Source organism: Aeromicrobium sp. REDSEA-S32_B7 (assembly GCF_001626145.1).
Lineage (GTDB): Bacteria > Actinomycetota > Actinomycetes > Propionibacteriales > Nocardioidaceae > Aeromicrobium > Aeromicrobium erythreum.
On record NZ_LUNF01000323.1, the window covers coordinates 1 to 3,274 of the forward strand.

At 72.1% G+C, this 3,274-nt stretch carries 3 protein-coding genes; all 3 read right to left on the reverse strand.

Annotated features, from left to right (window positions below; genetic code table 11):
* Window positions 1–205 precede the first annotated feature (205 nt).
* The 3 genes from A6Q79_RS18195 to A6Q79_RS18205 all read right to left on the reverse strand — a co-directional run bounded on the left by A6Q79_RS18195 (window position 206) and on the right by A6Q79_RS18205 (window position 2,939).
* Window positions 206–1,768, reverse strand: a complete 1,563-nt coding sequence (locus tag A6Q79_RS18195) for a long-chain-fatty-acid--CoA ligase (protein WP_289017521.1) — start codon at window positions 1,766–1,768, stop codon at window positions 206–208.
* Window positions 1,769–1,841: 73 nt separating this feature from the next.
* Complete coding sequence (locus A6Q79_RS18200; RefSeq protein ID WP_317698926.1) at window positions 1,842–2,204, reverse strand: SRPBCC family protein; 363 nt, start codon at window positions 2,202–2,204, stop codon at window positions 1,842–1,844.
* 51 nt (window positions 2,205–2,255) lie between these two features.
* Window positions 2,256–2,939, reverse strand: coding sequence for a ZIP family metal transporter (locus A6Q79_RS18205; protein WP_067854282.1), 684 nt, complete (start codon window positions 2,937–2,939; stop codon window positions 2,256–2,258).
* Between the last annotated feature and the right edge of the window lie 335 nt (window positions 2,940–3,274).

Sequence of the window (3,274 nt, forward strand, 5' to 3'; positions counted from 1 at the left end):
TCCGACCTGTCGCCGCACCTGCCGCTCGACGTGCCCGAGGCGGCCGACCCGGACGCCTGATCCGGTGCGCTTTCCACACCGCTGAGAACTTTCCCGACCGCGCGAGAACCTGTTCACCCGGTGTATGCTGTGGACCACAACGGTCCCGGCCCACACCCCTGGAGGGTCGGGGCCGTTGCTGCGTCCAGGGGCCCGCGTCGTGCCGTCAGACCTGGCGCCCGTCCTGCGGCCAGTAGCCCTTGCGCAGGTCGCGCTTGAGGATCTTGCCCGACGGGTTGCGCGGCAGCGCCTCGACGACGTCGACCGACTTCGGTGCCTTGTAGTGGGCGAGGCGCTCGCGGGCGTAGTCGATGAGCTCCTGCGGGTCGATCTGGTGCTCGGGCCGGAACGCGACGACGGCCTTCACCGACTCGCCCCACGTGTCGTCCGGGACGCCGATCACGGCAGTCTCCAGCACCGCCGGGTGCTCCGCGAGCACGCGCTCGACCTCCGGGGAGTACACGTTCTCGCCGCCGGTGATGATCATGTCCTTCACGCGGTCCTCGATGAAGACGAACCCGCCGTCGTCGACGCGGCCGATGTCGCCCGAGCGCAGCCAGCCGCCGTCCTGGAGGAGCTCGGCGGTGGCGTCGGGGCGGCCGAGGTACCCGACCGTGCTCTGCTCGGTGCGCCACCACAGCTCACCCGCCTGCCCGGGCTCGACGTCGCGCAGGGTGGCGACGTCGACGACACGCAGCTCCACGCCGGGGATCGGCCGACCGGCCGAGACGAGCCGCTCGGGGTGGTCCTCGTCGCGGTGCGCGGCGTCGTCGAGGATCGTCACGACGCCACCCATCTCGGTCATGCCGTACACCTGCATGAACTGGGTCGTGGGCCAGTGCTCGAGCGCGCCGCGCAGGACGGGCAACGGCATCGGCGCCGCGCCGTAGGAGAAGACCTTGAGCCGACTGAACAGCTGCATCGCCTGGGGTCCGGCCTGCAGCAGCCCTGCCACGACGGCCGGCACGAGGAACGCGTGGGTCACCCCGGCCGCCATCGCGCCGGCGAGGAGCGTCGGGTCGACCTCGCGGATGATGTACCCGTGGGTGCCGGTGGCCGGGCCGAACAGGGCGTAGGACGAGCCGCCGACGTGGAACATCGGCATCGCGACGAGCATCGTGTCGTCGGGCCCGTACTCGACGTCGCCCTTCGCGTTGCGCGTGTGCTCGACCATGTTGTGCTGCGTGAGCATCACGCCCTTCGGGCGCCCGGTGGTGCCCGAGCTGTACATGACCAGGCAGACGTCCGACGGCTCCACGCCCGGCTGGCGGCCGACCGGCTCGGCCGACGCGAGGAACGCGTCGAGCTCGTCGTGCTCGCCGCCCACGACGACGACTCGCTCGACCCCCACGAGCCGGTCGCGGATGAGGTCGATCGTGGGCACCAGCTCGTGGCCGACGAAGAGGATGCGCGCCCCGGCGTCGTTGATGACGTAGTCGAGCTCGTCGCCGGCGAGCCGCCAGTTGACGATCGCGTTGGCCGAGCCGAGCAGGCACGACGCCTGCGTCGCCATGAGGATCGCCGGGTTGTTCTTGTCGAGGAAGGCGATCCGGTCGCCGCGCGTGATGCCCTCGGCCTGCAGGGCGCCGGCGAAGCGCCGCACGTCGTCCCAGGCCTGGGCCCACGTCCACGTGCGGTCGAGGTAGGTCCAGCACCGACCGTCGGGGTCCTGCTCGGCGCGGTGCTGGTGGAAGTCGGACAGGTACGTGGCGTCGGGCAGGTCGGGCACGGGCGCTCCTCTGTGGCGTGGGTCACGCCAGCCTAGAGGGCCCCGGGTCACCGGGGAAAGGGTCGAGCGTGGCTCAGGCCTGCTCGACGACCTCGGCGAGACGTTCGAGCGTCCGCTCCATGTTCCGCTTGGTGGTGCGCGGCAGGTTGCCGCGACGCAGGAAGATCCGCTGCCGGTCGCGGCTGATGTCCCACGTCTCGCGGACGATGGTGCTGGTGCCCTGGTCGACGAGCTCGTAGCGCCAGGTGCGTCCGCCGATGATCCCGAACAGGCCGGTGGTGCGCCAGGCGATGCGCCGGTTCGGCTCGAACTCCACGACCTCGTTCCGGGTCGTGTAGGGCAGGCCCATCTTCATCGACATGCCGAACGTCGAGCCCATCGAGAGCGGCTCGCTCTCGGCGACGAGCCGCTCGGCGGTGACCTGGTCGGACGTCATGCGTCCATCGTGGCGGAGGTGCCCGGGCGCCGCACGACGAGGCGCGGCGGGTCAGCCGAGCACGAACGCCAGCCAGAACCCGAGCGCGGTGGACAGCCCGATCCACCAGCCGCCGTCGCGGTAGGCCTCGGGCAGGAGCGTGTCGGCGAGGACGGCCAGGGTCGCACCGCCGGCGACGGCCTGGGCGACGGCGATCGCCGCGGGGGAGACGACGTCGCTGCCGGCGTGCGCGGCGACCGTGACGAGGGTCAGCAGGACGCCGACGCCGGCCCACAGCAGCAGTCCGCGGCGCGGCCCGAGCGCGGGGTCCTCGCGCAGGGAGGCGGCGCTGGCGATCGCCTCGGGGGTGTTGCCGACGGCGATCGCGACCAGCAGCGCGAGCCCGCCCTCCTGCAGCGACACCCCCAGCGCGGTGTTCTCCGGCACGCCGTCGAGGAACGCGCCCAGGAGCAGACCGAGCCCGACCGCCGACGTCCCGAGCCGGGTGTCGAGCAGGTGGCTGAGGACGACGTACGCCGCCGCGCCCCCGATGAGCCCGAGACCCGCCAGCCCGGCCCCCACCTCCGTGAACGCCGGCCCGAACAGCTCCTCCGACGCCGCCGCGATCATCGTCCCCGCCCCGAACGCCATCAGCGCAGCGAGCACCGGCTTCGGGATCCGCCACCGCAGACCCACAGCCGCGCCCCCCACGAGCGGCACGGCCGTCGCGGCACCGTAGAGAGCAGCGGTGAGCACCCGTCCACGCTAGGGCGGTCGGGGCGGGGGCGCCTCTCGGCGGATTCGTGGGTGGGTCTGGGCTGGCTGATGCGGAGGTCCTGACCTTGCTGGTGCGCTGCCTGCGGGGGTCGTGACCTTGCTGGTGCGCTGCCTCGGCTGGCGCTGGGTCTGGTCTCCGAAAGGGCCTCGACCGGCAGTGGGCCTGGGGGCGGCTCCGGGTCTCGGGGTCTGGCCTGAGCTCGCCTTTGGACACACGATTCTTCGTTTCTGCGTTCTCGGGCCAAAGTTCCGCGTTGGCGCGTCCCATCGGTGGATCTGCCACCTTCTGAGGGCCCTACAGGTGGCAGATCCAC